At 74.6% G+C, this 23,599-nt stretch carries 24 protein-coding genes; 14 read left to right on the top strand and 10 right to left on the bottom strand.

The features are described 5' to 3' along the window. Positions 1–9: 9 nt before the first annotated feature. Both AB1207_RS10500 and AB1207_RS10495 read left to right on the top strand, forming a co-directional pair. Positions 10–1,365, top strand: a complete 1,356-nt coding sequence (locus AB1207_RS10500; RefSeq protein ID WP_367638123.1) for an 8-oxoguanine deaminase — start codon at positions 10–12, stop codon at positions 1,363–1,365. 80 nt (positions 1,366–1,445) lie between these two features. Further along, positions 1,446–2,297, top strand: coding sequence for an HpcH/HpaI aldolase/citrate lyase family protein (locus tag AB1207_RS10495; protein ID WP_367638121.1), 852 nt, complete (start codon positions 1,446–1,448; stop codon positions 2,295–2,297). Positions 2,298–2,341: 44 nt separating this feature from the next. Here AB1207_RS10495 and AB1207_RS10490 read toward each other — a convergent pair whose 3' ends face one another. The 4 genes from AB1207_RS10490 to pdhA form a co-directional block, all read right to left on the bottom strand. Further along, positions 2,342–3,430 carry a ScyD/ScyE family protein gene (locus AB1207_RS10490; protein WP_367638119.1) on the bottom strand — a complete coding sequence of 363 codons (1,089 nt, stop codon included), beginning with the start codon at positions 3,428–3,430 and terminating at the stop codon, positions 2,342–2,344. Positions 3,431–3,548: 118 nt separating this feature from the next. Continuing rightward, complete coding sequence (locus AB1207_RS10485; protein ID WP_367638118.1) at positions 3,549–4,814, bottom strand: dihydrolipoamide acetyltransferase family protein; 1,266 nt, start codon at positions 4,812–4,814, stop codon at positions 3,549–3,551. 50 nt (positions 4,815–4,864) lie between these two features. Then, positions 4,865–5,848: an alpha-ketoacid dehydrogenase subunit beta gene (locus tag AB1207_RS10480; protein ID WP_367638117.1), complete on the bottom strand. Its 984-nt coding sequence runs from the start codon at positions 5,846–5,848 to the stop codon at positions 4,865–4,867. Beyond that, the gene (gene pdhA / locus AB1207_RS10475; protein WP_437178908.1) at positions 5,848–7,044 is read right to left on the bottom strand and encodes a pyruvate dehydrogenase (acetyl-transferring) E1 component subunit alpha; all 1,197 of its coding nucleotides are present in this window, start codon (positions 7,042–7,044) and stop codon (positions 5,848–5,850) included. The genes AB1207_RS10480 and pdhA overlap by 1 nt, the downstream gene beginning before the upstream one ends. Positions 7,045–7,304: 260 nt before the next feature. On the opposite strand from pdhA, the gene AB1207_RS10470 reads away from it, so the two are divergent. Continuing rightward, positions 7,305–8,141, top strand: a complete 837-nt coding sequence (locus AB1207_RS10470) for an NmrA family NAD(P)-binding protein (protein ID WP_367638116.1) — start codon at positions 7,305–7,307, stop codon at positions 8,139–8,141. A 4-nt stretch (positions 8,142–8,145) separates the two neighbouring features. Next, entirely contained in the window at positions 8,146–9,126 is a 981-nt protein-coding gene (locus AB1207_RS10465) for a helix-turn-helix transcriptional regulator (protein ID WP_367638114.1), read from the top strand. On the opposite strand, the gene hisC is transcribed toward AB1207_RS10465, so the two are convergent. Further along, positions 9,053–10,156, bottom strand: a complete 1,104-nt coding sequence (gene hisC / locus AB1207_RS10460) for a histidinol-phosphate transaminase (protein WP_367638113.1) — start codon at positions 10,154–10,156, stop codon at positions 9,053–9,055. The genes AB1207_RS10465 and hisC overlap by 74 nt on opposite strands. 163 nt (positions 10,157–10,319) lie before the next feature. Here hisC and AB1207_RS10455 point away from each other — a divergent pair, with 163 nt between their 5' ends. Both AB1207_RS10455 and AB1207_RS10450 read left to right on the top strand, forming a co-directional pair. Beyond that, positions 10,320–10,808: a flavin reductase family protein gene (locus AB1207_RS10455; RefSeq protein WP_367638258.1), complete on the top strand. Its 489-nt coding sequence runs from the start codon at positions 10,320–10,322 to the stop codon at positions 10,806–10,808. Between the two features lie 5 nt (positions 10,809–10,813). Continuing rightward, a complete protein-coding gene (locus AB1207_RS10450; RefSeq protein ID WP_367638256.1) occupies positions 10,814–11,341 on the top strand; it encodes an NADPH-dependent FMN reductase in 528 nt (175 codons plus the stop codon). On the opposite strand, the gene AB1207_RS10445 is transcribed toward AB1207_RS10450, so the two are convergent. The 4 genes from AB1207_RS10445 to AB1207_RS10430 are packed head-to-tail and all read right to left on the bottom strand — an operon-like array spanning position 11,338 to position 13,776. Continuing rightward, entirely contained in the window at positions 11,338–11,712 is a 375-nt protein-coding gene (locus AB1207_RS10445) for a type II toxin-antitoxin system VapC family toxin (RefSeq protein WP_367638111.1), read from the bottom strand. The genes AB1207_RS10450 and AB1207_RS10445 overlap by 4 nt on opposite strands. Next, on the bottom strand, positions 11,709–11,954 hold the full coding sequence (locus tag AB1207_RS10440) for a type II toxin-antitoxin system Phd/YefM family antitoxin (protein ID WP_367638110.1): 246 nt from the start codon (positions 11,952–11,954) through the stop codon (positions 11,709–11,711). The genes AB1207_RS10445 and AB1207_RS10440 overlap by 4 nt, the downstream gene beginning before the upstream one ends. 44 nt (positions 11,955–11,998) lie before the next feature. Next, positions 11,999–13,534, bottom strand: a complete 1,536-nt coding sequence (locus tag AB1207_RS10435) for a hypothetical protein (protein WP_367638109.1) — start codon at positions 13,532–13,534, stop codon at positions 11,999–12,001. Further along, positions 13,531–13,776, bottom strand: a complete 246-nt coding sequence (locus AB1207_RS10430; RefSeq protein ID WP_367638107.1) for a WXG100 family type VII secretion target — start codon at positions 13,774–13,776, stop codon at positions 13,531–13,533. The genes AB1207_RS10435 and AB1207_RS10430 overlap by 4 nt, the downstream gene beginning before the upstream one ends. Positions 13,777–13,949: 173 nt before the next feature. On the opposite strand from AB1207_RS10430, the gene AB1207_RS10425 reads away from it, so the two are divergent. The 8 genes from AB1207_RS10425 (at position 13,950) to AB1207_RS10390 (ending at position 22,143) form a co-directional block, all read left to right on the top strand. Beyond that, entirely contained in the window at positions 13,950–14,711 is a 762-nt protein-coding gene (locus AB1207_RS10425; RefSeq protein WP_367638105.1) for a fructosamine kinase family protein, read from the top strand. Beyond that, positions 14,708–15,274 carry a molybdenum cofactor biosysynthesis protein gene (locus AB1207_RS10420; protein WP_367638104.1) on the top strand — a complete coding sequence of 189 codons (567 nt, stop codon included), beginning with the start codon at positions 14,708–14,710 and terminating at the stop codon, positions 15,272–15,274. Before AB1207_RS10425 ends, AB1207_RS10420 begins: the two co-directional genes overlap by 4 nt. Before the next feature lie 49 nt (positions 15,275–15,323). Further along, entirely contained in the window at positions 15,324–15,524 is a 201-nt protein-coding gene (locus AB1207_RS10415; RefSeq protein WP_367638102.1) for a hypervirulence associated TUDOR domain-containing protein, read from the top strand. A 118-nt stretch (positions 15,525–15,642) separates the two neighbouring features. After that, the gene (purB, locus tag AB1207_RS10410) at positions 15,643–17,007 is read left to right on the top strand and encodes an adenylosuccinate lyase (protein ID WP_367638254.1); all 1,365 of its coding nucleotides are present in this window, start codon (positions 15,643–15,645) and stop codon (positions 17,005–17,007) included. 3 nt (positions 17,008–17,010) lie between these two features. Further along, entirely contained in the window at positions 17,011–18,039 is a 1,029-nt protein-coding gene (locus tag AB1207_RS10405) for a zinc-binding dehydrogenase (protein ID WP_367638101.1), read from the top strand. A 43-nt stretch (positions 18,040–18,082) separates the two neighbouring features. Then, positions 18,083–19,546: an aldehyde dehydrogenase family protein gene (locus AB1207_RS10400; RefSeq protein ID WP_367638100.1), complete on the top strand. Its 1,464-nt coding sequence runs from the start codon at positions 18,083–18,085 to the stop codon at positions 19,544–19,546. A 67-nt stretch (positions 19,547–19,613) separates the two neighbouring features. After that, entirely contained in the window at positions 19,614–21,497 is a 1,884-nt protein-coding gene (locus tag AB1207_RS10395; RefSeq protein WP_367638099.1) for a cation:proton antiporter domain-containing protein, read from the top strand. A gap of 28 nt (positions 21,498–21,525) precedes the next feature. After that, the gene (locus AB1207_RS10390) at positions 21,526–22,143 is read left to right on the top strand and encodes a hypothetical protein (protein ID WP_367638097.1); all 618 of its coding nucleotides are present in this window, start codon (positions 21,526–21,528) and stop codon (positions 22,141–22,143) included. Here AB1207_RS10390 and cls read toward each other — a convergent pair. Then, on the bottom strand, positions 22,124–23,596 hold the full coding sequence (gene cls / locus AB1207_RS10385) for a cardiolipin synthase (RefSeq protein WP_367638095.1): 1,473 nt from the start codon (positions 23,594–23,596) through the stop codon (positions 22,124–22,126). The two genes, AB1207_RS10390 and cls, sit on opposite strands and share 20 nt — an antisense overlap. Positions 23,597–23,599 lie beyond the last annotated feature (3 nt).

The following is a 23,599-nucleotide window of genomic DNA, read 5'->3' as shown; positions in this document are numbered from 1 at the left end:
GATCGGCCCATGCCGAGCCTGCTGATCACCGGGGCCGCCGTGGCCACCGTCGACCCCTCCGGTACGGAACACCGGAGGGGTTTCGTCGTCGTGGCCGACGGTGTCGTGGCAGCCGTCGGGGCCGGCGACCCGCCCGCGGGCACCACCGCGGACCGCGTCGTCGACGGCCGCGGGCACCTGCTGACGCCGGGGTTCGTCAACACCCACCACCACCTCTACCAGTGGGCGACGCGCGGTTTCGCCGTCGACGCGGGCCTGTTCGAGTGGCTGACGACGCTGTACCCGGTGTGGGCGCGGCTCGACGCCACGGACGTCGAGGCCGCCGCCCGGGCGGGTCTGGCCCGGCTCGCGCTCACCGGCTGCACGACGACGACCGACCACCACTACCTCCACCCGCGCGACGGCGGCGACCAGCTCGCCGCGACCGTCGAGGCCGCACGCGCCGTCGGCCTGCGCTTCTCCCCCACCCGCGGCTCGATGGACCTCGGGGCGTCCGCGGGCGGGCTGCCGCCGGACTCGGTCGTCGAGACGGTCGACGCGGTCCTGGCCGCGACCGCCGACGCCGTCGCGCGGTTCCACGACACCGCGCCCGGGTCGATGGTCCGCGTCGGCGCCGCCCCCTGCTCGCCGTTCTCCGTCTCCCCGGACCTGCTGCGGCAGACCGCCGCGCAGGCCGCCGACCTCGGCATCCGCCGGCACACCCACCTCGCCGAGACCGCCGACGAGGAGGAGTTCTGCGCGCGCACCTTCGGCCGCCGGCCCGTCGAGGTGCTCGAGGACCTCGGCTGGCTCGGCCCCGACGTGTGGCTCGCGCACTGCGTCCACCTGTCCGACGCCGACATCGCCACCCTCGCCCGCACCGGCACCTCGGTCGCGCACTGCCCCAGCTCCAACGCCCGGCTCGGCGCCGGCATCGCCCGGACCCGCGACCTGCTCGCCGCCGGCGTCCCCGTCGGCCTCGGCGTCGACGGGGCCGCCTCCAGCGAACAGGGCAGCCTGGCCGACGAGCTGCGGCAGATGCTCTACGTCGCGCGGGCGGTCGGCGGACCGGACGCCGTCTCGGCCCGCGACGCCCTGCGCGCCGCGACGGTCGGTGGGGCGACGTGCCTGGGCCGGGCCGACGAGATCGGCTCGATCGAGGTCGGCAAGCGCGCCGACCTCGCTCTGTGGGACCTCACCGGTCTGGGCCACGCCGACCTCGACGACCCCGTCGTCGCCCTCGTCGTCGGTCCGACGCCACCGCTGGCCCTGTCGACCGTCGAGGGGCGCGTCGTCGTGGAGGACGGGCGGCTGCGCACGACCGACGTGGACCGGGCGGTGGCCGACCTCGTCGCCGCCCGCGGGCGGGTGCTGGCCCGGGGCTGACGCAGCCGGGACGTGAGACTCCCCACTCGGCGCGCCGCCGGGACGGAACCGGTTGCCCGGCGGCGCTACGGTCGGGTCCCATGACCGCAGAACCCGCCGAACGCCAGGTGCACATCGTCGAGCCCACGTACGCGCGGACGTGGCTGCTCGTGAACGCGACCCGCACGGACCTCTTCGACGTGGCCGCGCGCTCGCGGGCCGACCAGGTCGTGCTGGACATCGAGGACGCCGTCGACCCCAGCCGCAAGGACTCCGCGCGCGCCGACTCGATCGAGTGGCTCGCCGCCGGCGGCCAGGCCTTCGTCCGCATCAACGACGTGACGACCCCGCACTGGCGCGACGACGTCGACGCGCTCAAGGGCGTCCCGAACCTGCTCGGCGTCATGCTCGCCAAGACCGAGGCCGGTGAGCAGGTCGAGGCGACGTGGCACGCCCTCGGCGGGTCCGTCCCCGTCGTCGCGCTGTGCGAGTCCGCGCTCGGCATCGAGGCCGCCCGCGAGATCGCCTGCGCCAAGGGGACGTTCCGCCTCGCCTTCGGCTCCGGGGACTACCGCCGCGACACCGGCGCCAGCGCCGAGGACATGGCGATGGCCTACCCGCGCACCAAGCTCGTCGTGGCCAGCGCGATCGGCAAGCTCCCCGGCCCGATCGACGGTCCGACCACCGGCGGCGGCCACCCCGAGCTGCGCGAGGCCTCCGGCGTCGGCGTCGCGATGGGGATGATGGGCAAGCTCTGCCTCGACGCCGAGCAGGCGTACGTCATCAACGAGGTCATGAGCCCGAACGTCTCCGACGCCACGTGGGCGCGCGACTTCATCGCCGACTTCGAGCGCAGCGGCGGTGTCGTGCGCGACGGGTCCGACCTGCCGCGCCTGGGCCGCGCCCGCCGCATCCAGGAACTCGCGGACGCGTACGGCATCCGTCCGCTGTGACGTGAGGGAGGGTGGGTCCGGTCGGGCCCACCCTCCTCCCGTGCTCAGTCCAGCGGCTCGAAGGCCCCGTCGTCGACGCGGACGACCTGGCCGAGCCCGGGCTGACCGAGGAACAGGCCCGCCACGCTGAACGCCGTCGAGTACAGGTGCCCGCCCGTGAACCGCAGACCCAGCGGCATCGTCACCTGGGCCGCGGAGCGCTCCCCGTCCGGGGCGACGGCCACGATCCGGCCGACGGTCGTCGGGTCGAAGTCCGCCGGCGGGGGCCCCTCCCCCGCCGGGGCGCCCTCGAGCAGTTCCGAGACGTAGAGGGTGCCGTCGTCGCCGACGGCGACTCCCGTCGGTGCCGTGAACCCGCTGGTCTCGCCGACGACCGTGCCGTCGCGCGGGTCGAGTTCGTACACGCGACCCTCCAGCGGCGCCTCGCCCGACAACGTCGAGACGAACAGGTGCCCGTCGGGTCCCCAGGCCAGGCCGGTCGGCACGGGGTCGCACCCCCCGTCCGCGACGCCGTTGTTCTCCAGGCCCTCGCACAGCCCGGTGGTGACGGCCGGCGGGACGAAGAACGCACGGACCGTCCCGTCCGGGTCCACCGCGAGGACGTCGTTGGCTCCGGCGTCGGCGACGAACACCCGCCGGTCCGACCCCTGGCCGGAGAGCACGGCGAAGGGGTTGCTCAGCGCGTCGAGCGGGGCGCCGTCGGGCCCGAACTGCGGTTGACCGTCGGGGTTGTTCGCGAGTTCGAAGGCCATGAGGTCGGCCAGGACGCGACGCGGTTCCCCGCGCCGGGACGACCAGAGGGTCGAACCACCCGTCGCCGCGGGGTCCTGCGCCTCGCCGGTGACGACGTACAACGTTCCCGCGCGGCGGTCGACGCCGGCCGGCGCGGCGAAGTCGGCGAGCCGGACGGTCGGCCGGCCGCCCGGGACGAACCCGCTGACCTCGCCGGCCGAACTCTCGGCGACGTAGAACTTCCCGCCCTCGGACGCGAGGCCGAAGGGGTCGTCGAGGCCCTGGGCGACGACGGTGACGGGGCCGCCCGGCGGCGCTCCGGCATGGGCGGGGGCCGCCACCACGGCGGTGGTCGTGGTGACGGCGAGGACGAGTGCTGCGGTGCGGAGCCGGTGCGCCATGGCGTTCTCCTCCGGACAGGGAATCCTCAGCGATCCCCGAGGCGCCGCACAGTAGTCCTGCGTCGCCCCGGGCGGGAGTCCCCCGTTCGGTGGTCGCGCTCCCCGGCCCGGCCGGGGTTCAGCTCCAGGTGAGGGCGCGCGCCGGGTCCTCCAGGACGGCGGCGATGTCGGCCAGCGCACGCGACCCGCTCTCGCCGTCCAGCATGCGGTGGTCGAACGACAGGCTGAGCTGCGCGAGGTACCGGGGCTTGATCCTGCCCTTGTGCACCCACGGCCGCTGGGAGATCTTGCCGACCGCGAGGATCGCGGCCTCACCGGGGTTGAGGATCGGCGTGCCGGTGTCGATGCCGAACGTCCCGACGTTGGTGATGGTGATGGTGCCCTCGGCCAGGTCGCGGGGTTTCGCCTTGCCCTCGCGGGCCGTCGCCGCGAGTTCACCGAGGTGCACCGCGAGTTCCTTGAGCGACATGTCGTCCGCGTCCTTGACGTTGGGGACGAGGAGCCCGCGCGGGGTCGCGACCGCGATGCCGAGGTTGACGTAGTTCTTCACGACGATGACCTGGTTGGCCTCGTCCCACGTCGCGTTGATGTCCGGGTTGCGCTTGGCGGCGACGAGCAGCGCCTTGGCCACCAGCAGCAGCGGGGAGACGCGGATCCCCGCGTACTCGGGGTCGGTCTTGAGCCGCTGCACCAGTTTCATGGTGCGGGTGGCGTCGACGGTCGTGAACACCGTCACGTGCGGGGCGGAGAACGCGCTCTCGACCATGGCCGCGGCCGTGGCCTTGCGGACGCCGCGGATGGGGACGTGCCGCTCGCGTTCGTGGTCGACGAACCGCCGTTCGGGTTCGGCCGGCGGGGCGGGGACGAGGGCGAGGACGTCGGCGCGGCTGACGGTGCCGCCCGGGCCCGTGGGCGTCGCCGCCGCGAGGTCGACCCCGAGGTCGCGCGCGAGCTTGCGCACGGGGGGTTTGGCCAGGACGTGCGCCTCGGCGGGAACCGCCGGCGCGCTGGCTGCGGGCGCAGGCGCGGGAGTGCCACGACGGCGCCGGGGCGCGCTCTCCTTCGTGCCGTACCCGACGAGCGTCGCACCGGAACCGTTCTCCGCCGCGGGTCCGGGTTCGGGAGCGGGCTCCGCCGGGACGGACGAACCGTCGCGGACGACGACGATGTCCGCGCCGACCTCGACGGTGTCGCCCTCGGCCGCGAGCAGTTCGGCGATCGTGCCGGCCCACGGGCTCGGCAGCTCGACGAGCGACTTCGCCGTCTCGATCTCGACGAGGACGTCGTTCACGGCGACGGTGTCACCGGGTTTGACCTTCCAGGAGACGATCTCGGCCTCGGTGAGACCTTCGCCGACGTCGGGGAGGGCGAACCGCTGGTTCAACGGAGTCCTTCGGGTTGCGGTGCGGGCTTCGGCGGGTGTGCGGGAGGAGGCTACGCGGCCAGCGTCTGCTCGACGGCGTCGAGGACGCGGTCGACCGAGGGCAGGTAGTGCTCCTCGACCCGGGCGGCCGGGTAGGGCAGGTGCCACCCGCCGACGCGCTTGACCGGGGCCTCCAGGGAGTAGAAGCACGACTCCTGGATGCGCGCGGCGAGCTCGGCCATCGGCCCGTGGAACGTCGGCGCCTCGGAGACGGTGACGAGGCGGCCGGTGCGGCGCACCGACTCCGCGACGGTGTCGACGTCGAGCGGGGAGATGGAGCGCAGGTCGACGACCTCGAGCTCGGTGCCGTCCTGCGCGGCGGCGGCCGCGGCGTCGAGGGCGAGCTTGGTCGTGGGGCCGTACGCGACGAGGGTCGCGTCCGTGCCCGGCCGCAGGACGCGGGCCTTGTGCAGCGGCGTCACCTGGCCGGGGCCGAGGTCGGTGTCGACCTCGCCCTTCTGCCAGTAGCGGCGCTCGGGTTCCAGGAACAGCACCGGGTCGGCCGACGCGATGGCCTGCTGGACCATCCAGTAGGCGTCGTGCGGCGTGCTGGGGGCCACGACCCGCAGCCCGGCGGTGTGGGCGAAGAGGACCTCGGGGCTCTCGGAGTGGTGCTCGACCGAGCCGATGCCACCGCCGCTGGGGATGCGCAGCACGACGGGCACCGACAGGCGGCCGCGCGACCGTGCGCGCAGCTTCGCCAGCTGCGTCGTGATCTGGTTGAACGCCGGGTAGACGAACCCGTTGAACTGGATCTCGCAGACGGGGCGGTACCCGCGCAGCGCCATCCCGATCGCGGTGCCGACGATGCCGGCCTCGGCGAGGGGGGTGTCGATGACGCGGTCCTCGCCGAAGTCCTTCTGCAGGCCGTCGGTGACGCGGAAGACCCCGCCGAGGGCGCCGATGTCCTCGCCCATGAGCAGGACCCGCGGGTCGCGGTCCATCGCCGCGCGCAGGCCGGCGTTGATCGCGCGGCCGATCGCCATGGTCTCCATCAGCGCGTCCCTCCGTGAGCTGCGGCGTGCGAGTCGGCGTCCTGCTGCTCCCACGCGGCGAGGAACTCGTCGCGCTCGGCCAGGACCTGCGGGTGCGGTTCGGCGTAGGCGTGCTCGAACATCGAGACCGGGTCGGGGTCGACCATCGCCGACACCCCGGCGCGCAGCCGTTCGGCGAGCGTCTCGCTGTCGGCGGCGAGCTGCGACGCGAACTCCTCGTCCAGCACGCCCTCGGCGGTCAGGTGCGTGCGCAGCCGGTCGATCGGGTCCTTCTCCCGCCAGGCGTCGACCTCGGCGGCGAGGCGGTAGCGCGTCGGGTCGTCCGACGTCGTGTGCGCGCCCATCCGGAACGTGTACGACTCCACGAAGGTGGGGCCACCACCGGCGCGGGCACGGTCCAGGGCGCTGCGCACGACCGCGAGGACGGCGAGGACGTCGTTGCCGTCGACGAGCACCCCGGGCATCCCGGCGCCCTCGGCCCGGCGGTGCAGCGGCACCGGGGACTGGCGCGAGACCGGCTCGGAGATGGCCCACTGGTTGTTCTGGCAGAAGAAGACGACCGGGGCGTTGAAGACCGCGGCCCAGTTGAGGGCCTCTGCGGCCTCGCCCTGGGAGGTGGCGCCGTCACCGAAGAAGGCGATGACGGCGGTGTCGCGGTCCGGGTCGCCCGTCCCGACGGCCCCGTCGCGCTGCACGCCCATGCCGTACCCGACGGCGGGCAGCATCTGCGCGGCGATGACGAGGGTGTACGGGTGGACGCCCATCTCGACCGGGTCCCAGCCGCCGTGGTCGATGCCGCGGAAGATGCTGAGGATGTGCAGCGGGTCCACCCCGCGCGACAGCAGCGCGCCGTGATCGCGGTAGCTGGGGAAGAGCTGGTCCTGGCGGCGGGCCGCACGGCCGGCGCCGATCTGGGAGGCCTCCTGACCGCGGCTGCCGGCCCACAGGCCGAGCTGCCCCTTGCGCTGCAGCGCCTCGGCCTCGCTGTCGAAGCGGCGCATGAGGACCATGTCGCGGTAGAGCCCGAGGAGCTCGGCCGGCGTCAGGTCGAGGTCGTGCTCGGGGTGCCGGTGACGCACCCCGTGCTCGTCGAGGAGCTGGACCATCTCCTGCCGCCGGGGGGCGGGGTGCTGCTCGTGGGCCCGTACCGGGCCACCCTCATGGGCCCGTACCGGGCCCGCCGCCGTGTCGGTCACGTGCGTTCCTCCGTGGGTCGTCGGGTGCGAGCACTCGGACGATCGTCACCAACCTACGGTTCCGTAGGTGACGCGAGCGTACGTTACGGAACCGTAGGTTGGGAACCGCCACGCGGGTGGGACGTCACGCGGGCGCCGGGTCCTGGCCGGATGCGCATGCCGACGGGTCTGCGGCACATGGTCACCGCGGGAGTGGGCGGGTGGACTGGCGTCACGCCCGATGGGCGGACACTCCCACCGCAGACCACTCGGAGGACATCGTGATCGTCGTCATCGGAGGAACGGGCAAGACCGGCCGGCGCGTGGCCGAGCGCCTCACCGGGCGCGGGGAGCGGGTGCGGGCCGTGTCGCGGTCCACCTCCCCCCGCTTCGACTGGGACGACGCGAGCACCTGGCAGGCCGCCCTCGCCGGTGCCCACGCCGCGTACGTCACCTACTACCCCGACCTCGCCCTCCCCGGCGTCCCCGAGCTGATCGCGCGGTTCTCGGCCACCGCCCGCGCCGCCGGCGTGCACAAGGCCGTCCTGCTCTCCGGCCGCGGGGAGGAGGGCGCGCTGGCCAGCGAGCGCGCACTGCAGGCGTCCGGGCTCGCCTGGACGATCGTGCGCTGCAACTGGTTCGACCAGAACTTCTCCGAGAGCTTCTTCCTCGAGCCCGTCCTGTCCGGCGTCCTGTCGATCCCCGCCGGGGAGGCCCGGGAACCCTTCGTGGACGCCGACGACATCGCCGACGTGGCGACGGCGGCGCTGCTGGACCCCCGCCACGACGGCGAGGTGTACGAGCTGTCCGGCCCGCGCCTGCTGACCTTCACCGAGGTGGCGCGCGAGCTGTCCGCCGCGACCGGTCGCGAGGTCCGCTACGAACCCGTCAGCCACGAGGAGTACGTCGCCGAGCTCGAGCGTGAAGGGCTACCGGCCGACTTCGCCGACCTCTTCGCGATGGTCCTCGACGGTCGCAACGCCTCGGTCACCGACGGCGTCCAGCGGGCCCTGGGCCGCCCACCCCGCGACTTCGCCGACTTCGCCCGCCGGACGGCCGCCACCGGCGTGTGGGTGCCGTCGACCTCCGAGCGGGCGGCCGTGCCCTCGCTACGGTGAGCGGGTGGACGCGTGGCTGGGCGCCTTCGACGGCCCTCGGGCCCGGGACGCCTTCCTGCTCCAGGTGGTCATGTCAGCCCCGTGGTCCGTGCAGGTCGACGACGAGGCCCCGCTGACCCTGATCGCAGTCCTCGACGGCGGGGCCTGCGCCCTGACGGCCGTGGGGGTCCACGCGCTGGCCCGCGGCGATGTGCTGCTCGTCCGCGACACGGCCCCCTACATCCTGGCGGACGCTCCGGAGACGCTCACCGGCGCCGTCATCGGCCCCGGTCAGCGGTGTTCAGGCCCGGACGGTCGGGACCTGGCGCAGCCGTGGGACGCGGGGGTCCGGACGTGGGGCAACGACCCGTCCGGGCCGGACCGCCTGCTCGTGGGGACGTACGCGGGCCGCGGGCAGGTCGGACGGCTGCTGCTGGAGGCGCTCCCCCCGGCGCTCGTCGCGCGCGACCCCGACCCCGCTCTCCTGGGCCTGCTCAACCGCGAGGTGGCCGTCGACGCCCCCGCTCAGCCGCTCGTCCTCGACCGGCTGCTCGACCTCCTGCTCCTGGCGTCCCTGAGGGCGTGGACGACGGACGGCCCCGGGCAGGCCCCCGCCCCCGACGGCGTGGTGCAGGAGGCGCTCGGGCTCCTGCGGGCGTCGCCGGAGGCGCCGTGGACCCTCGACGCGCTCGCCCGCCGGACGGGGACCTCGCGGTCGGCGTTGACGAAGCGTTTCGCGGCGGTGACGGGCACGTCACCGATGGCCTACCTGACGGACTGGCGGCTGGCCGTGGCCGCGGACCTCCTCACCGACCGGGGCCTCACCCTGGCGGCCGTCGCCGGGCGCGTCGGGTACGCGTCCCCGTTCAGCCTGTCGGCGGCCTTCAAGCGCCGGTACGGCGTCAGCCCGGCCCGCTACCGGGAGGGGACCGTCACGGACGTCCGGCTCGCAGGCGCGCCGCCACCTCGAGGAGGCGCTCACCGCCCGCGTCCTCGGCCACGGTGATCCGCACCCCCGCCCCGGCGAACGCCCGCACGACGAGCCCTTCGGCCGCGAAGGCCTCGGCGAGCGGGACGGCGTCCTCGCCCACCGGCAGCCAGAGGAAGTTGCCCTGCACGTCCGGGACGTCCCAGCCCTGGGCGCGCAGACCGTCCAGGAGGACGCGGCGCTGGGCGACGAGCGCGCGCACGCGGCTCATCAGCTCGGCCTCGGCGGCCGTCTGCAGGGAGGCCACGACGGCGGCCTGCGCGATGGCCGAGACGCCGAAGGGCGTGGCCGCCTTGCGCAGCGTGCCGGCGACCTCGGGGTGGGCCACCGCGACACCGACGCGCAGGCCCGCGAGGCCGTAGGCCTTGGAGAAGGTCCGCAGGACGACGACGTTCGGGTGCGCGCGGAAGACGTCGACGCCGTCCGGGACGTCCGGGTCGTCCACGAACTCGCGGTAGGCCTCGTCGAGGACGACGAGGACGTCGCCGGGCACCTGCGCCAGAAACTCCTCGAGCTCCCCGCGACGCAGCGCGGGGCCCGTCGGGTTGTTCGGCGAGCACAGGACGACCAGCCGCGTCCGCTCGGTGATCGCGGCGAGCATCGCGGGCAGGTCGTGGCGGGCGTCGGCCGTCAGGGGCACCTCGACGGGCACGGCGTCGGAGATGGCGACGGTGATGGGGTACGCCTCGAAGGACCGCCAGGCGTAGACGACCTCGTCGCCGGGGGCGCACGTGATCTCGGCGAGCTGGGCCAGCAGCCGCACGCTGCCCGTCGCGGCCGCCAGGTTCTCCGGCTCGACGCCCCACTTCTGCGCGATGGTCGCCACCATCTGCGTCGCCATCGGGTCGGGGTAGCGGTTCACGGTGGCGGCGGCCCGCGTGATCGCCGTCAGGACGCTCGGCAGCGGCGGGTACGGGTTCTCGTTCGAGGACAGCTTGAAGACCTCCAGACCCTCCCGGGCCACGGCCGGCTTCCCCGCGACGTACGCCGGGACCTTGGCCATGTTGGCCCGCAGCCGCGGGGCCAGAGGGGTGCTGGGAGTCGTCATGCGCGCCAGCGTACGGACCGCTCGCCTGCGACATCCGTCACGTCCGTGGAAGGCGTGGCGGGGCCGTGCGGTTGACTCTGACGCCACGACCCCACCGGCTGGAGGCCCGACCGTGACCGACACCCCCACCCCGCCCGAGCTCGTCGCCGTGGACGCCGATCCGATGGCGCTGCGCACGACGTTCGCCCTCTTCCCCACCGGCGTCGCCGCCCTCTCGGCCGTCGTCGACTCCGGCGAGGGGCCCGAACCGGTCGTCCTGGTCGCCTCCTCCTTCCAGGTCGGCATCTCCCTGGACCCCCCGCTGGTCCTGTTCGCCGTCCAGCACACCTCCACCAGCTGGCCCAAGCTCAAGACCGCCGCGCGCATCGGCGTCTCCGTGCTGGGCGAGGCCCACGACCTGGCCGCCCGCCAGCTCGCCTCCAAGGCCGCCGACCGGTTCGCCGGCATCCAGACGACGACCACCGACAGCGGCGCGCACTTCATCCACGGCGCCCCCGTGTGGATCGAGGCCTCCATCCACTCGCAGTTCCCCGCCGGCGACCACGACGTCGTCCTCCTGCAGGTCCACGCCGCCGGCACCGCCCCTGACACCGAACCCCTCGTCTGGCACTCCTCGGGGTTCCGCACCCTCACGCCGCGGCCCGCCGGGTGAGCGCACTGCGGACGGTCGTCGTCTGCGGCAACCCCAAGGCGGGCTCCCGCACCCTGACGGCGGCCGTGACCACCGCCGAACTGCTCGCGCAGGCCCCCGTCGACCAGGTCGTCGACGTCACGACGCTCGGCCCGGGGCTGCTCGGTTGGGGCGACCCGACCGTGCAGCAGGCCGTCGCCGACGTCGCCTCCGCGGACCTGCTCGTCGTGGCCTCCCCCACGTTCAAGGCCACCTACACCGGTCTGCTCAAGCTGTTCCTCGACCAGTTCGCCGGTGGCGAGGGACTGCGCGGCGTGACGGCCGTCCCGCTCATGCTCGGCGCCGCCCCCGGCCACGCCCTGGCCGCCGACCTGCTGCTCAAGCCCGTGCTCTCCGAACTGGGCGCGGCCGTGCCCGCCCCCGGGCTCTACCTCATCGACCGCGAGGCGGAGGCGCAGGGCGCGGACACCCCGGCGCTCGCCGCGTACGTCGAGCGCTGGGGCGCGACCCTGCGCGCGACCGCGAGCGCCGGCCAGGACACCCGGTCGTCCTAGGCGAGCAGCCGGACGTCGTAGGCGCTGAACCGGCGGTCGACAGTGAGCAGGGTGAGGTCGCGCCGGACGGCCTGGGCGATGAGCATCCGGTCGAAGGGGTCGGCGTGGTGGCGTGGGAGGGCTCCCGCGACAAGCCCGTCCTCCGCGGTGACGGGGAGCTCGGTCAGCCGTTGCTCCCGGACGTGCTCCCACCACCCGTCGGGCAGGGTCAGCTTGCCCACGGCGCTCTTGACGGTCGCCTCCCACGCGGAGGCCGCCGAGACATGCACCTCTGCGTCCCCGTTCGCCACCGCGGCACGCAGGCGATCCGGGAGCCGCTCGTCATCGGTGAGCCACCACAGCAGGACGTGGGTGTCGAGCAGGAGGCTCACGACGGCTCCAGGTCGTCGTAGAACGAGGCGACCACGTCCACCGGGGTCTCGTCGAAGTCGTCGGCGATGACCACCTGCCCCTTCAACGTCCCAGGCACCCGCGCCACCCGCGCGGGGACGGGCACCAGGCGGGCGACCGGCTTGCCCGCCCGGGCGATGACGACGTCCTCGCCCTGTTCGACCGCCTCGAGGAGGCGCGACAGGTGCGTCTTGGCCTCGTGCACGTTCACCGTCCGGGTCACCCGCCAAGGGTATGAACTAAGTCTGACTAAGTCCATGGCGTTGCTCACGGGACCCGCTCCGCGGTGTAGTCGAAGACGTCGACCCGCGCGCCGGGGGCGTCGAAGAACGCGCTGCCGCTCTCGCGGAAGGCGCGCAGCGCCGGGTCCTGCGAGGCGTCGGCGAGCGCCGCCGTCCGCAGGTAGCCCGACCAGCCGTGCGCGGCCAGCGTGTCCTCGCGCACCCCTTCCTCGTCGGACACGTCCCGCCGCACGACCGTCCGGTCCTCCGAGCCCGCGGCGTCCGTGCCGTCGAGGGCGGGGACGAGGTCGCCGGTGTGCTCCAGGGAGACCGTGCGGACGCCCGCAGCGGCGGGCAGGCCGTCGGTCGGGGACCCGGCCGTGAGCACGTGGGTGACGTGGAACTCCGCGACGACGGCCGGATCGGCCGCGAGCGAAGCGGCCGTCAGCCCGCCCTGGCTGTGCCCGGCGAGCAGCACCGGCTCGCCGGGCCGGACCCCGGCCTGCCGCAGGGCGTCCACGACGGCTGCGCCCGTGGCGGTGGATTCGCCGGCGACGGCGCGCAGGTTCGTCGTGAGGTCCATGGGAGTGCTCGTGCTGCCCGGCAGGGGCGTCCAGTCCTGCGTCCCGGGCACCTCGACGATCCACGCGACCGTCCCGTCGGCGTGGGTCACGCGTTCGAGGCGGAGGCCGCCGGGCGCGGGTTCGCCGGCCGCGGAGAGGCGGCCACCCACGGTGCCCGACGCGGCCGTGTACCCCGTCGACTGGTGGGCGACCCCGTCGAGGACCTCGGCGAGCCCGCGCGGCGGCCGGGACGGGACGGCGCGGGGGACGGTCTGCGGCGTGACGCGCACCGGCGTCTCGCGGAAGAGCGGGGACACGGCACCGGCCGAGGTCAGCAGCCCGGCGACGTCGGCGACGTCCTCCACCCCGGTGAGACCGGCGGCCCGGGCGAGGTCGGGCGTCAGCGCGGCCAGCTCACGGACGACGTCGGGGTGGGCCGCGAGCAGGGTGCCCGCCCCGCGCAGGTCGGCGAGCACGCGGTCGTCGACCTTCCCCACCTCCTCGGCCGCCGTCGCCGCGAGCGCACCGAGGTCGACGTCGCCCTCGACGGCCTGCGCGACGGCCGCGACGACGACGCGGTGCTCGACCTCCTGCAGCCGGAACAGCACGTCGGCGGCGACGAGCGCCCCGGCCGCCCCGGCCAGCTCGGGGGCGGCGTCGACGACGGCCTGCGCGACCACCCCCCGCGCGAGGGCCACGACCGCGTCGGCGGTCTCGTCACCCACCCGGTAGCGCAGCGAGGCGACCTCGAGACGAGCCGCGAGGGCGAGCACCTGGGCCGCGACCGCGGGCGCCGAGGCCCCACCACCGACGATCCGGGCGAGGTCGCCGGCCACGCGCCCGGCCGTCACCGGGGCGAGCGGGGCGCTCAGCGGCAGCACCGGGTCGGTGGCTGTCAGCACGGCGACGGCGCCGACCCCGGCCACCGTGGCCGCCACCCCCGCGAGCTGGGCCGCCACCGCGTCGAGCTGGTCGGGGTCGACGGCGAGGCCGGCATCGACGGTCAGCCCGCCGCTCACACCGGACCCGCCATCGCCGCAGCATGCGCACGCAGGCTGCCGGCCGCGTCCTCGACCGTGCGGGCCAGGCGGTCGACCCGCTCCCCCGTCCTCCCCAGCTCGGCCCGGAAGCGGGTCGCGGCCAGGCCGGTCCACTCCACGTCCGCGGACGCGCGCAGGTGCCGCCCCACGGAGCGGACGTCCTCGGCCTCGGCGGCGAGGCGGCGGGCCAGGGTGTCGACGTGGGCCTGACCGGGATCCATGCTCTGCTCCTGCCGTGGGGGGTGCGTCGTGATCGACGCCGGGCGACCGTAGGTCGCGGGGGGCGGGTCAGGCCGGGACGACGGTCCGAGCTGTGGACGGGCGGTCGTCGGGCAGCCCTGTGGAGACCGCGACGTCGTCTGCGCGCCGTCGTCCCCAGGGTGAGGATGGGCGCGTGAGCGAGACGTTCCTCAAGCGCCACGACCGTCCAGGACCCCGGGACGCCGAGGCGGCGGGGTTGCGCTGGCTGGCCGCGGCGGACGGTGTCGCGGTGTGCCCGGTGCTCGCCGTGCAGGACGACGGGCTGCTGCTCCGGCGCGTCGTGGGGGTTGCGCCGACGGCCGCCGCCGCGGAGGCGTTCGGCCGCGACCTCGCCCGCACGCACGCCGCCGGGGCGGACCGCTTCGGCGCGCCGCCGCCGGACCTCGACGGAGACGGCTGGATCGCGGCGCTGCCCCTGCCGATGACGACCGGGCCGACCGGCTGGAGCGCGTTCTACGCCGAACAGCGGCTGCGGCCGTACCTGCGCGCGGCCCGGGACGCCGGGCACCTGACGGCGGCCGACGCCGAGGTGGTCGAGGCGGTCTGCGAACGCCTCCTCGCCGCAGACCTCCCGGGCGGACCGTCCGCACCGGCCCGGCTCCACGGGGACCTGTGGTCCGGCAACGTGCTGTGGTCGTCCGAGGGAGCGGTGCTCGTCGACCCCGCCGCCCACGGTGGCCACCCCGAGACGGACCTGGCGATGCTGGCGCTCTTCGGGCTCCCGCACCTGGACCGCGTCCTCGCCGCCTACGCCGAGGCCGCCACCCTCCAGGCCGGGTGGCGTCGCCGGGTCCCGCTGCACCAGCTGCACCCGCTGCTCGTCCACACCGTGCTGTTCGGCGCCGGGTACGCCGGGCAGGCGGTCCGGGCCGCGCGCGAGACGCTGGCCCTGTGACCCACGAGTACCCGGTCGAGGTGGTGCACCTCCTCGTCTCCCCCGAGCACGCCTACTTCGGCCGCCCGCGCGACGGCGCCGCGGACGTCCCCACGCACACCCCGGACGTCGTCGAGGTCGTGGCCGGCAAGGGGATCCGCGGGGACCGGTTCTTCGGCAAGGCCGCGCACATGGACGCCGCGGTGACGTTCCTCGCCCTGGAGGCGTGGAAGGCCGTCGCCCGCGACCTGGAACTGCCCGCCGTCCCGGACCCGTTGCTGGCCCGGCGCAACGTCGTCGTGCGCGGCGTGGAGCTGGACCCGTTGCGCGGGCACGACTTCGACGTCGTCACGGCGGCCGGGTCCGTCACCCTGCACGGTGGCCGGCCGGCCAACCCCTGCGCCTGGATGGACCGCGTCGCCGCGCCGGGGGCCCACCGGGCGCTGCGCGGGCGCGGCGGTCTGCGCTGCACGCCGGTGACCGACGGCCGCATCGCCCTGGGCGCCGGGGTGCTCCGCTCTCCCGTCCCGCTCGACCCCGCCCGCGCGGGCGAGCCCGTCCTGCGCCGGCACCCGCTGCCCTGAGGTCGGGTTCCGGGGTGCGGGGCCCCCGAACTCCCGTGACGCTGGACGCATGGTGAAGAAGGGCGATCACGTCGAGTGGAACACCCCGCAGGGCACGACCGAGGGGAAGGTCACGGACAAGAAGACCGACGACTTCGAGCTGTACGGGCAGAAGCGGAAGGCGTCCGAGGACGACCCGCAGGTCGTCGTGGAGAGCGACAAGTCCGGCAAGAAGGCCGCGCACAAGGAGTCCTCGGTCGACAAGGCCTGAGCGCCGCGACGACCCGGGACCGCGGGAGCGGTGGTGACGGCGTGGGACCATGTGGCCCGTGACCGACGAGCTGGACGCCGCCACCACCCCCCTCACCGCCACCCCGGACGCCGCAGACCTGGGCGACCCCGCGCTCGGCCCCCTCGACGGGCGCTACCGCCGCTCCGTCGCGCCGCTGGCCGCGCACCTGTCCGAGGCGGCGCTGAACCGCCGACGCATCCACGTCGAGGTCGAGTGGCTCGTCTTCCTCGGCACCCACGACGTCGTCCCCGGCGTGCGCCGCATCACGCAGGACGAGACCGCGTTCCTGCGTGAGCTCCCGTTGCGGTTCGACGCGGCGGCCGTCGCCGAACTCGGCGAGATCGAGCGCGTCACCGTCCACGACGTCAAGGCCGTCGAGTACTGGATCAAGCGCCGCCTCGAGGGCACGTCGCTCGCGGACGTCGCCGAACTCACCCACCTGTTCTGCACGAGCGAGGACATCAACAACCTGTCCTACGCGCTCATGGTCCGCGACGCCGTGCAGCAGGTGTGGCTGCCCGCCGCGACGAGCCTGGTCGACGACGTCGTCCGCATGGCCCACGACCTGCGCGACGTGCCGATGCTGTCCCGCACCCACGGCCAGCCCGCGACGCCGACGACGCTCGGCAAGGAACTCGCCGTCCTCGCCCACCGCATGCGCCGCCAGCTGCGGAACGTCCAGGGTGCGGAGTTCCTGGGGAAGTTCAACGGCGCCACCGGGACGTACGCCGCGCACCGCGCCGCGGTCCCGACGACGGACTGGCCGGCGGTCTCCCGCGAGTTCGTCACCGGTCTCGGTCTCACCTGGAACCCGCTGACCACGCAGATCGAGTCGCACGACTGGCAGGCCGAGCTGTACGCCGACGTCTCCCGCTACGGCCGGGTGCTGCACAACCTCTGCACCGACGTCTGGACGTACATCTCCTACGGGTTCTTCGCCCAGGTCCGCGGTCAGGGAACCGTCGGCTCCTCCACCATGCCGCACAAGGTGAACCCCATCCGCTTCGAGAACGCCGAGGCGAACCTCGAGGTCTCCGGCGGGCTGTTCCGGGTGCTGGAGGAGACGCTCACGACGTCGCGGATGCAGCGCGACCTCACCGACTCCTCCATGCAGCGCAACATCGGTGTCGCGTTCGGCCACTCGCTGCTCGCGATCGAGAACGCCCAGCGCGGGCTCGCCGGCCTCGACGCCGTCCCCGTGGCGCTCGCGGCCGACCTGGACCAGAACTGGGAGGTCCTCGGCGAGGCCGTGCAGTCCGTCATGCGCGTGCACGGGCTGCCGGAACCCTACGAGCGCCTCAAGGAACTGACCCGCGGTCGCAAGGTCGACCAGGCCAAGCTGCAGGAGTTCGTCGCCGGCCTCGGACTGCCCGACGGGGAGGCGGCCCGGTTGTCGCTTCTGACGCCGGCCGACTACACGGGTGACGCCGCCGCGCTGGTGTCCGTCCTCGACGAGGACTGAACCGTGCGCGCCGTCCTGGTCACCGAGTTCGACGCGCCCGCGCACCTGGCCGACGTCGAGGACCCCACGCCGGCCCCGCACGGGGTCGTCGTGGCCGTCGAGGCGACGGGGGTGTGCCGCAGCGACTGGCACGCGTGGCAGGGGCACGACGACGACGTCGTGCTGCCGCACGTGCCGGGGCACGAACTCGCCGGGACGGTGGCCGCGGTCGGCGCCGACGTGCGGAACTGGCGCGTCGGCGACCGCGTCACGACCCCGTTCGTCACGGCCTGCGGGACGTGCCCGGAGTGCGCCGCCGGCGCGCAGCAGGTGTGCCGGTCGCAGACCCAGCCGGGGTTCACCGGGTGGGGTTCGTTCGCCGACCTCGTCGCCCTCGACCACGCCGACGTGAACCTCGTCGCGCTGCCGGAAGGTTTCTCCGCCTCCTCCGCGGCCGCGCTGGGGTGCCGGGTCGCGACGGCGTTCCGCGCCGTCACCGACGTCGGGGCCGTGCGCGCCGGGGAGTTCGTCGCCGTCCACGGCGCGGGCGGGGTCGGGCTGTCGGCCGTGGCCGTCGCGGCCGCCGCCGGGGCGCGCGTCGTGGCCGTCGACCCCTCCCCGGCCGCGCGCGAGCTCGCGCTGGCGTTCGGCGCCGAGCACGCCGTGCCGGCGGACGGCGCGGTCGAGGCGGTCCGCGACCTCACCGGCGGTGGCGCCCACCTGTCCCTCGACGCCGTCGGGCTGCCGGCGACGTGCGAGGGGTCCGTCCGCTCGCTGCGCCGACGCGGACGGCACGTGCAGGTCGGCCTGCTGCCGGCCGCCGCGGGGACACCGTCGGTGCCGATGGACCTCGTCATCGCCGGGGAGCTGCAGGTGCTCGGCAGCCACGGCATGGCGGCCCACGACTACCCGCGCCTCCTGGCGCTCGTCGCCTCCGGGCGCTTCCCGCTGGACGACCTCGTGACGCGGGAACTGCCGCTGGAGGCCGGGCCCCGCGCCCTCGCCGAGGTGGGCGCCGCGACAACTGCGGGGATCACCGTCCTGCGTCCCTGAGTCCTCGTGCACGATGGGGGTCCACACCTGTCGAGGAGGACTCGTGACACTTCTGGACCCGCAGGACTTCGCCGGCCGCATCCACGTCGACGGGGCCTGGGTGCCCGGGGGCGGCGGCAGCACCCCCAGCGTCGAACCCGCCACGGGCGAGACCCTCGTCGAGGTCGGGATGGCGGACGCCGCCGACGTCGCCCGTGCCGCGGAGGGCGCCGCGAAGGCCCAGCGCGACTGGGCCGCCCTGCCGCACTCCGCCCGCGCCGCCGTCCTGCGCCGCGCGGGAGCGCTGTGGGAGGAGCACGCCGAAGAGATCTCCGGCTGGAACGTGCGCGAGGTCGGTGCCGTCCCGCCGCTGGCCGGGTTCGCCCTGCACGTGACGGCGGCCGAGTGCTACGAGGCGGCTGCGCTGCCGTCGGCGGCGTCGGGGTCGGTCCTGACGAGCGAGGAACCGCGGTTGTCCCTGGCCCAGCGCGTGCCGGTCGGGGTCGTGGGCGTCATCTCGCCGTTCAACGTGCCGCTCATCCTGGGCATCCGCGCCGTCGCACCCGCGCTGGCCCTCGGCAACGCCGTGCTGCTCAAGCCCGACCCCCGCACGGTCGTCACGGGCGGTGTGACGATGGTCCGGATCTTCGAGGAGGCCGGGTTGCCGCCGGGGCTGCTGCAGCTCGTCCCGGGTGGCGGGGACGTCGGGCAGGCACTGGTCACCGAACCGCGCGTCCGCGTCATCGCGTTCACGGGCTCGACCCGCGCCGGCCGCAGCGTCGGCGAACTGGCCGGCAAGCACCTCAAGCGGGCCCACCTCGAACTGGGCGGCAACTCCGCGTTCCTCGTCCGGCACGACGCCGACGTCGACGAGGCCGTGAACCTCGCGACGTGGGGTGCGTTCCTGCACCAGGGACAGATCTGCATGACCGTGGGCCGGCACCTCGTGCACGAGTCGCTCTACGCGTCCTACGTCGAGAAGCTCGCGGCCAAGGCCGAGTCGATGCACGTCGGCGACCCCGCGGCCGGCCAGGTCCACCTCGGGCCCCTCATCGACGAGACGCAGCGCGACCGCGTCCACGGCCTCGTCGAGGACGCCGTCGCCAAGGGCGCCGAACTGCGCGCCGGCGGGACGTACGAGGGCCTGTTCTACCGGCCGACCGTGCTCGCGAACCCGCCGCGCGACGCCGCCGCCTACTGCGACGAGGTGTTCGGCCCCGTGGCCTCCGTCGTCCCCTTCCGCGACGACGACGAGGCCGTCCAGCTCGCCGCCGACACCGAGTACGGCCTGTCGCTGGGGATCGTGACCGCCGACGCGATGGCCGGGTACGAACTGGCGCAGCGCATCCCGACCGGCATCGTGCACATCAACGACCAGACGGTGAACGACGAGGCGAACGCCCCGTTCGGCGGCGTCGGGTCGTCCGGGACGGGATCGCGGCACGGCGGCGTGGAGGCGAACGTCGAGGCGTTCACCGAGACGCGCTGGGTCACGATGCGCCGCCGCCCGGGGTCCTACCCCTTCTGACCGTCGGGGCAGCCGCGGGACCGGTACCCGGTCCCGCGGCCCCGCTCCGCGCCGTAGTCTCCCCGCCGTGGAGATCGCGATCGCGCTCGTGGCGCTGACGGTCGGGGTGTGTGCGGTGGCGGCGGCCTGCGACCGGTTCGGCTGGCCGACCCCGCTGGTCCTCGTGGTCGTGGGCGCGCTCGCCGCGCTCGTCCCCGGCGTCCCGTCCTTCAGCCTCGGCCCCGAACTCGTCCTCAACGGCCTGCTCCCCCCGCTGCTCTACGCCACCACCGCGTCGACCTCGCTCGTGGACTTCCGCCGCAACAAGACCGCGACGGTCCTGCTCTCCGTCGTCCTCGTGGTCTTCACGACGCTCGTCGTGGGCTGGACGACGTCGTGGCTGCTGCCGGGGGTCGCGCTCGCGGCGTGCATGGCGCTCGGCGCGGTCGTCGCGCCGCCGGACGCCGTGGCCGCCACGGCCATCGGTCGCCGGCTCGGACTGCCGCGCCGCGTCGCGACGATGCTCGAGGAGGAGAGCCTCCTCAACGACGCCTCGGCCCTCATCGCCCTGGCCGCGGCCACGTCCGCCCTCACCACCCAGCTGTCCCCCTGGCACATCGGCGGTGAGTTCGTCCTCGCCGTCGTGGGCGCCGTGGTCATCGGCGGGGTCGTCGCCGCGGTCCTGGCCCTCGTCCGCCGCCGCATCGAGAACCCCGTCCTCGACACCGCGCTGTCGTTCGTCGCCCCCTACCTCGCGTTCCTGCCGGCCGAGGCGGTCCACGTGTCCGGGGTGCTGGCCGTGGTCGTCACCGGCCTGGCGATGGCGCACGTCTCGCCGAAGGTGCAGACGGCGGCGTCCCGGGTCGCGGAGACGCTGAACTGGCGCACGGTCGCGTTCCTCCTCGAGAACGCGGTGTTCCTCCTCATCGGCCTGCAGTTCCCGCTGCTGCTGGCCGGCGCGGCCGAGAGCGGGTACTCCGGTGCCCGCGTCGTCGCCGTCTGCGCCGGCGTGCTCGTCGCCACGATCGCGGCGCGGTTCGTCTTCGTCTTCGCCGCCTCGGGGTTCTTCCACGCCGTGCCGAGGTTGCGCGCCCGGGCCTGGTCCCCGGGCGTCTCCCTGCTGCTGTCCTGGGCGGGGATGCGCGGGGTGGTCACCCTCGCTGCCGCGCAGCTCATCCCGGAGGACGTGCCCGGGCGGGACGTGCTGCTCCTCGCGGCGTTCACGACCGTGGTCGGCACCCTGCTCGTGCAGGGGCTGACGCTGCCGACGGTCGTGCGGCGGCTCGCGATCCCCGGCCCCGACCCCGCGCAGGACGCGCTCGCGGCCGCCGCCCTGGGGGACGCCGCGGCCGCGGCGGGGTTGCGCCGCCTGGACGAACTCCTCACCGGCGATGAACCGAAGCACCTCGTCATGCAGCTGCGCGGCCGGTCGAAGTCGCGCTCGCACGCCGCCTGGGAACGGCTGGGCCGGCCCCTGTCGGACGTCATGACGCCCTCGGTCGTGTACTCCACGCTGCGGCTGGAGATGCTGGCCGCCGAACGTGCCGTCGTCGTGCAGGCCCGCGACCGCGGCGCCGCGAGCCCGGAGGTCCTGCAGCGCGCCCTGGCCGACGTCGACTTCGAGGAGGCCCTGCTCGACCGGCTGGAAGACCTCGAACCGCTGGCGCCCGACCGCGCCCTGGCCCCCCGCACGGCCGGTGACGGCTGCGACCACCTGCGGGTCTCGGTCGGGCGGGACGAGGCGACGCAGCGCTGGGGCGCACCGCCCCTGGAGTGCGCCGAGTGCGTCGCCGCAGGCACGGCGTGGGTGCACCTGCGGACCTGCCTGCACTGCGGCTACACCGGCTGCTGCGACTCCTCCGAACTGCGGCACTCCCGCGCCCACTTCACCGCGACGGCGCACCCGACGATGGTGAGCGCCGAACCCGGCGAGGCGTGGCGCTGGTGCTGGGTGGACTCCCAGCTGGGCTGAACCGCACCCGCGGAACGAGACTGGACCGGTGCCCCTCTACGCCGACCTCCCCGCGCGCCGGACCCGGCAGGTCGTCGGCGACGCCGGGTGCCTGCTCGTCGTCGTCGCCTCGGTGCTGGCCGGCAGGGCCGTGCACGCCGCCGTCGCGGGTGTTGCCGACCCGGCGCGCCGGTTCGCGGACGGCTCCACGGCGCTGGCCGACGGGCTGCGCTCGACGGGCGGTTCGCTGGGTCGCGCCCCGCTCGTGGGCGACGACGTGGCGGGGTTGCTGGACCGGTCGGCCGACAGCGCCGCGTCCCTGGCCCGGGCCGCCGGGGAGCAGCGCGACGCCGTGCTGCACTTGGCGACCGTCCTCGGGCTGCTGACGGCGCTGCTGCCGGTCCTGCTCGTCGTGGGGGTCCGGGTCGTGCAGCGCCTGCGCTGGGCGGCGCGGGCCCGGGACGCGCGCCGGCTGGCGGGCACCGCGGCCGGGGACCGCGTGCTCGCGCTGCGGGCGTTGCAGCGCAGGCCGGGACGGGTCCTGCTCGCCGTCGACCCCGATCCGGCCGGGGGCTGGCTGACGGGGGACGCACGCGTCGTTGCGGACCTGGCGGACCTCGAACTCGCGGCGCTGGGGGTCCGGCGCGTCACTGCAGCGCGGACGTGAGCCGCGCGACGTTCTCCTTGATGACCTGCATGCGCGAGCGCGCCAGCCACTGCTCCAGGGTGAGCTCGCTGCACTTGGCGCGGTACTCGTCCTCGACGCGGCGCAGGTCGTCGGAGAACTCCCGGCCGCACACCATGAGCGTGAGTTCGAGGTCGAGCAGGAACGAGCGCATGTCCATGTTGGAGGAACCGATGACGGCGACCTCCTCGTCGACCGTCATGTGCTTGGCGTGCAGCACGTACGGCGCGGGGTAGCGGAAGATCCGCACACCGGCGCGGAGCAGGTTCTCGTAGTAGGAGCACTCGGCGTAGTGCACGAGCGCCTGGTCGCCGAGCTCGGAGACGAACAGCTCGACGTCGACGCCGCGCTCGGCGGCCGTGGTGATCGCCGACAGCATCGACTCGTCCGGCACGAAGTACGGGCTCGTGATGGAGATGCGGCGCTGGGCCGAGTACAGCAGCGCGTTGAACAGCTTGAGGTTGTTCTCCCCGTCGAACCCCGGGCCGCTCGGCACCACCTGGCACTCCAGCCGGCCGGGGGAACCCACCGGGGACACCTCCGGGCGCTCGGACTCCAGGAGCTCGTCCGTCTCGGAGTACCAGTCGGTGATGAACATCGCCTCGACCCCGGAGACGACCGGACCCTCGAGCCGGACCATGAGGTCCTGCCACTGCAGACCGCGCTTGAGGTTCCCGCGCTTGTTGTAGCTGCGGTCCAGCACGTTCTGCGACCCCAGCCACGCCACGTCGCCGTCGACGACGAGGAGCTTGCGGTGGTTGCGCAGGTCCGGGCGCTGGTACTTCAGCTTGTGCAGCTGCACCGGCAGCATCGGGTGCCACTCGACCCCGATGTCGTCGAGGTAGCGGATCGTCCGCCGGTACCCCGGGTAGCGCAGGGAGCCCACGTGGTCCAGCAGGAGCCGGACCTTGACGCCCCGCTCGACGGCGCGCTCCAGGGCGGTGAAGAACGGTTCGCTCGTCGGGTCCTTGGTCATGATGTAGAACTCGACGTGGACGTACTCGCGGGCACCGTCGATGCTGCGGGCCATCGCGCGGATCGCCTCGTCGTACTCCCCGCACAGCACGGCGGAGTTCCCGCCGACGAGCGGCATGGACCCGAGGTTGCGGTTCAGCTCGACGATCCCGGTCAGCCACGGCGGCCACGGGTGGTCGGTCGAGACGAGGTCGATCCCCTTCGTGGAGTCGAGGATCAGCCGGTTGATCTCCCGTTGCTTGCGCCGCCGGGCGCGCGGCAGCTTGGGGTTGCCGATGAGCAGGAACGCGGCGACCCCCACGTAGGGGATGAAGAAGATGGTCAGCAGCCACGCCAGGGCCGAGCTCGGCCGCCGGTTCACCGGGACGACGGCCACAGCCGTGACGCGCACGACGAGGTCGACGACGAGCAGGGCGATGGCCGACGCCGTCAGCGAGGGCAGCCAGTCGGGCCAGTCCATCCG

Origin of the sequence: Kineococcus endophyticus (assembly GCF_040796495.1) — a bacterium.
In the GTDB taxonomy this organism is placed as follows: domain Bacteria; phylum Actinomycetota; class Actinomycetes; order Actinomycetales; family Kineococcaceae; genus Kineococcus; species Kineococcus endophyticus.
Note: the sequence above shows the minus strand (reverse complement) of the source record. Positions and strands in the feature narration are given on the sequence as shown.